This is a genomic window from Planomonospora alba (assembly GCF_039534085.1).
GTDB classification, from domain to species: domain Bacteria; phylum Actinomycetota; class Actinomycetes; order Streptosporangiales; family Streptosporangiaceae; genus Planomonospora_B; species Planomonospora_B alba.
Genome location: NZ_BAAAUT010000123.1, coordinates 1 through 4,524, shown reverse-complemented (window position 1 = coordinate 4,524; position 4,524 = coordinate 1). Strand labels below are relative to the sequence as shown.

6 protein-coding genes are annotated in these 4,524 nt (G+C 77.5%); 1 reads left to right on the top strand and 5 read right to left on the bottom strand.

Annotation, left to right across the window (positions count from 1 at the left end; translation table 11 throughout):
- Nucleotides 1–991, bottom strand: a 991-nt coding sequence (locus tag ABD823_RS34080; RefSeq protein ID WP_344867024.1) for a serine/threonine-protein kinase, incomplete at its 3' end; no start/stop codon positions are given.
- Between the two features lie 98 nt (nt 992–1,089).
- On the opposite strand from ABD823_RS34080, the gene ABD823_RS34075 reads away from it, so the two are divergent.
- The gene (locus ABD823_RS34075) at nt 1,090–1,485 is read left to right on the top strand and encodes a helix-turn-helix domain-containing protein (protein WP_344867022.1); all 396 of its coding nucleotides are present in this window, start codon (nt 1,090–1,092) and stop codon (nt 1,483–1,485) included.
- Between the two features lie 468 nt (nt 1,486–1,953).
- Here the strand turns inward: ABD823_RS34075 and ABD823_RS34070 are convergent, their stop codons facing one another.
- The 4 genes from ABD823_RS34070 to ABD823_RS34055 all read right to left on the bottom strand — a co-directional run.
- Nucleotides 1,954–2,265 carry an AzlD domain-containing protein gene (locus tag ABD823_RS34070; RefSeq protein ID WP_344867020.1) on the bottom strand — a complete coding sequence of 104 codons (312 nt, stop codon included), beginning with the start codon at nt 2,263–2,265 and terminating at the stop codon, nt 1,954–1,956.
- Entirely contained in the window at nt 2,262–2,942 is a 681-nt protein-coding gene (locus ABD823_RS34065; protein ID WP_344867018.1) for an AzlC family ABC transporter permease, read from the bottom strand. The genes ABD823_RS34070 and ABD823_RS34065 overlap by 4 nt, the downstream gene beginning before the upstream one ends.
- A 21-nt stretch (nt 2,943–2,963) precedes the next feature.
- Nucleotides 2,964–3,806: an AraC family transcriptional regulator gene (locus tag ABD823_RS34060; RefSeq protein ID WP_344867016.1), complete on the bottom strand. Its 843-nt coding sequence runs from the start codon at nt 3,804–3,806 to the stop codon at nt 2,964–2,966.
- Nucleotides 3,803–4,524 (bottom strand): hypothetical protein (locus ABD823_RS34055; protein ID WP_425566702.1); only part of this gene is annotated, 722 nt, incomplete at its 5' end. The genes ABD823_RS34055 and ABD823_RS34060, both read right to left, overlap by 4 nt.

Sequence of the window (4,524 nt, the reverse complement as noted above, 5' to 3'; positions counted from 1 at the left end):
GGACCGGCGGGCCGGCCGGCGCCCCGGCGGGCGGGGCCGGCGGTCCCGCTCCCGCGGCGGAGAGCGCGGAGCGCACCGGGACGGGAGCGGGCGCCGCGGCCTGCGGGCCGGGCTCCGGTCCCGCCGCGGCCCGCGGATCCGCCAGGTCGATCGGCATGGTGGACTCGGGAGCCGTGCCGTCCATGACCGCCTGCAGGCCGAGCTGCACCTCCTGGGCGGACATGCGCGCCGCGGGGTCCTTCCTGAGCAGGCCCCAGATCACCGGGCCCAGCGCCCCGGCCCGCCGGAGCGGGGGCGGCGGCTCGTGCATGACCGCCGCCAGCGTCGCCAGCGGGTGGGCGCGCTGGAAGGGGGAGCGCCCCTCGACCGCCATGTACAGCGTCACGCCGAGCGACCACAGGTCGGAGGCGAACCGCGCGGGGCCGCCGTCCGCCCGCTCCGGCGCGATGAAGGCGGGGGTGCCGATCAGCGCCCCGGTCCTGGTCACCGAGGAGTCGCCCTCCAGCATCGCGATGCCGAAGTCGGTCAGCACGGCCCGGCCGTCGGAGGCGAGCAGCACGTTGTCCGGCTTGACGTCGCGGTGCAGCACCCCCACCCGGTGCGCGGCGACCAGCGCGCCGAGCACCTCCAGCCCGATCCGCGCCACCCGCGCCGGCGGGAGCGGCCCGTCCTCCCTGATCACGGCGCCGAGCGTGCGGGACTCCACGAGCTGCATCACGATCCAGGGCCGGCCCCGCTCCTCGGCCACGTCGTAGACCGTCGCCACGCACGGGTGGCCGATCCGCCCGGCGGCACGGGCCTCTCGGAGGGTCCGGACGGTGAAGGCCTCCCGCTCGGGCCCCGTCAGGTCGGGCGAGGGGACGACCTCCTTGACGGCCACGTCCCGGCCGAGCACCTCGTCCCGCGCCCGCCAGACCGTGCCCATGCCTCCCCTGCCGATGCGTTCCAGCAGCCGGTACCGGTGGGCGATGAGCTCCTGTGCGTCGGACATGAGCCTCCGACTACCCCGGATCCAAAGGGGTAATCCGGACCTTTCGCGCGGTCCACCGCGGAGGCTCCCCTCCGGACGCGGTCTCGTCCACGAACCGCGTGGTGTGCTCCGCGCGGGCGAACCGCGTCTCGCCCAGGCCGCCCCCGGCGGGCTGCCGTCGGAGTAGGCGCCGGGGAAGACCAGCCCGAACGCGGTCCGGCCGTCCGCGCCGACGAGCCGAGGGGCGCCGGTGCCGGCGTAGGAGACCACGCGGGCCTGGGGCAGCTCCGCCGCGACGGCCGCGAACGCCCTGCCGGCTGACCGCCAACGCGGGCCGGCTGGTCACCACGCGGCAGATCCTCGACCACGTGTGGGAGTACGACTTCGGCGGCAACGACGGCGTCGTGCAGACGTACATCAGCTACCTGCGCCGCAAGGTCGACGCCTGCGGCCCGCCGCTCGCCCGCACCGTGCCCCGCGTGGGCTACACGCTGCGCCTGCCCCGGGAGGACTGATGCCCCCGCCCGAACCCCGCCGTCGCCCTCCCCGCCGCCGGGGGCCCCGCCACCCCCGAGGACCCCGCCCGCACCGGCCCCGCCGGGCCGGGCGGGTCCCCCGGGCCCTGCGGCCCCGCCTCCCCGCGTCCCGGTCGTCTCCTCGGCGGCGGCCCTGGCCGGCCTGACCCTGCTCGCCGCCCACCTGGTCCGCCGGGGCCTGCGCCCGCTGGACCGCATCGTGGAGGCGGCGGCGGACATCGGCGCCGGTGCCTCGACCGCCGGATCGAGGCGGCCCCGGCCGCCGGCGAGGTGGGCAGCCTCGGCCACGCGCTCAACGCGATGCTCGGCCAGATCGAGGGGGCGTTCCGGGGGGCGGGAGGAGTCGCAGGAGCGGCTGCGGCGCTTCGTCGCCGACGCCCCCACGAGCTGCGCACGCTCGTCTTCGGGCGCTTCTACCGCGGCGGCCGCGTTCCCCGGGCCGCCGGGTCAGAGTCCGGCGTACCGCAGCGCCGCGGTGACGGCCGCCGCCGCCACCAGCACCACCAGGAACGGCGCGCGCAGCAGCAGCGCGACCACGGCGGCGCCCAGCCCGGCGGTGCGCGGCCAGTCGAGGCCCAGCGCCCGGCCCTCGGCGAAGGTCTGCACCGCGATCAGCGCGGCCAGCAGCGCCACCGGGACCAGTGCGGCGAAGCGCTGCACGCCCGGGTGGTCGAGCACCCGGCGCGGCGCCGACAGCCCGGCCAGCTTCAGCGCGTAGCAGCCCAGGGAGACGGCGAGCACGGCCTGCCAGACGGTCATCGCGGGCTCCTCAGCACGACGGCGAGCACGGCCGCGGCGGCCAGCAGCACGGGCACGCCCGCGGGGGTGAACGGGGTGGCGGCCAGCGCGACGGCCGCCCCGCCCGCCGCGATCGTCCTGAGCGTGCGGGTCTCGGGCCCGGACCCGGTCAGCCGGGGCCAGAGGATCGCCAGGAACGTCGCCGGGCCCACCACGTCCAGCCCGAACACCGCCGGGTCGGCCACCCGGGAGGTGCCCAGCGCGCCGAGCAGGGTCGTGGCGTTCCAGGTGAGGTAGAGGCTGACGAACGTGACGAGGAACCCGGTCCGGGCCGACTCGGCGTCCGGCTGGGCCAGGGTCACCGCGGTCGTCTCGTCGATCACCCCGTGGGCGACGGGGAGGCGGCGCCAGCCCCGGGCGCCGAGCAGGCCGGACAGGCGCAGGCCGTACAGGCCGTTGCGGACGCCGAGCAGCAGCGCGCCGGCCGCGCCCGCGGCGAGGCTGCCGCCGCCCGCCACGACGCCGGCCAGGGCGAACTGCGAGGCGCCGGTGAAGGCGAGCAGGCTCAGCACGCACGCCTGGGCCACGCTCAGCCCGGCGGTGACGGCGGCGGCGCCGAACGCCACCCCGGACAGGCCCACCGCGATCCCCACGCCCAGCCCGTCCCTGACCGCAGAGGAACGAGTGGTTGTTTCCATGCGAGTGAGGTTATGTCCGGTTCAGGGGTGGGTCTTGTACGTTCCTGCGCGCTGGTAGGCGGCCGGCGGCACCCCGACGACCCGCTTGAAGTGCCGGTTCAGGTGGGCCTGGTCGGTGAAGCCGACCTCCGCGGCGACCCGGGCGGGCGGCGTCCCGGCGTCGAGCAGCGCGCGCGCCCGCCGGACCCGCAGGGTGTTCAGATAGGTGTGCGGGGGCAGCCCGGTGGCCGCCTTGAACGCGCGGATCAGCGCGAACGGCCGCGCCTGCACGGCGCGGGCCAGGTCCTCCAGCGTCGGCGGGTCGACGAGGCGCTCGTGCAGGATCTCGCGGGCCAGCCGCACCGCGCGGTCGCCCGCGGCCGACGGCGGCCGGGGCGGCCGGCGGGCGGCGTGGTGGCGCACCAGCGCGCCGAAGGCCGTGCGGGCCAGGACGGAGGAGGCCAGGTCGTCGCCGCGCTCGGCCGCGGCGTGCGCGGCGCGCAGCAGGGAGGCGGCGTGCGGGGAGGAGACCACGGCCTCGGGGAAGTACGGCGTGCCCCGCCCGGCCAGCAGCTCCGCCGCGATGCCGGAGACCACCTCGACCGACGGGTAGAGCATCCGGTAGGCCCAGCCGTCCGGCACGCCCGCGTGGCCGGTGTGCACCTGCTCGGGGTCGACCAGGACCACCGCCCCGGCGCCGGCGCGGTGCCGCCCGCCCCGGTAGTCGAACTCCTCGACCCCGGACAGGATCACCCCGATCGCGTACTGCTCGTGCACGTGCCGGGTGAAGCGGTGCGTGACGTAGCGGGCCTTGAGCAGGTCCACGCCCGGCAGCGCCGGGTTCCGCCAGAACCGCGCGGCCTCCCTGCCGGGATCCGCGCTCATGGCCGGAACGTGTCGGTGAACCGCTCGAAGTACGTGCGGTCCCACCGGTCCTCGGGGCTCTCCCAGTAGATCGCGTACGGCGTGCCGTCCGCGGTGCGGAAGCCCCGGTCCAGCACGCGCATCGGCACGCCCTCGTCCGTGTAGGTGAACTCCCAGTCGGCGGCGGCCAGGCCCCGGTAGTTCAGCGGGGTGATGCCGATCCGGCGGTAGCCCTGCCGGTGCACGCTGATCACCTTCTCGACCTTCTCCCAGTGCTTGACCGGGTCGACCTCGGGGTCCTCGGTCGACTCGATCCACAGGAAGCTCGCCGCGCCCGGCGCCCGGAACTCCACCCGGTTGCGGTCGGCGGCGCGCTTGGCGCTCCAGTTCCGCGGGATCGCGACGGTGAAGCCCATCTCGGGGTCCTCGTACCATCGCCAGCCCTTCGGGAGCCGGCGCGCGGTGGAGGCGGGCGACGGCGTCGGGGCCGGGGTCGCCTGCGGCGTGCGGGCGGGCCCGGCGGAGCCCGCGGCGTCGCCGGCCGGCCGGTCCGCCGCCGCGGAGGTCCCGCCGTCGCGCAGGACGAACCAGCCGCCCACGCCGACGAGCACCGCGAGCACCGGCGCGCCCACCGCGAGCGCGACCTTCCCGAGCGACGGCAGGGAGGACGGCCCCCCGGGGAGCGGCCGATGCGGCCGGGCCCGGCGGGCCCGGCGGGACGGCCAGGCCCCGTGCGTGG

Bases quoted from the DNA above. Each gene is read 5' to 3' on its own strand.
- ABD823_RS34070 (WP_344867020.1), bottom strand. From the start codon at position 2,265: ATGACCGTCTGGCAGGCCGTGCTCGCCGTCTCCCTGGGCTGCTACGCG.
- ABD823_RS34065 (WP_344867018.1), bottom strand. From the start codon at position 2,942: ATGGAAACAACCACTCGTTCCTCTGCGGTCAGGGACGGGCTGGGCGTG.
- ABD823_RS34060 (WP_344867016.1), bottom strand. From the start codon at position 3,806: ATGAGCGCGGATCCCGGCAGGGAGGCCGCGCGGTTCTGGCGGAACCCG.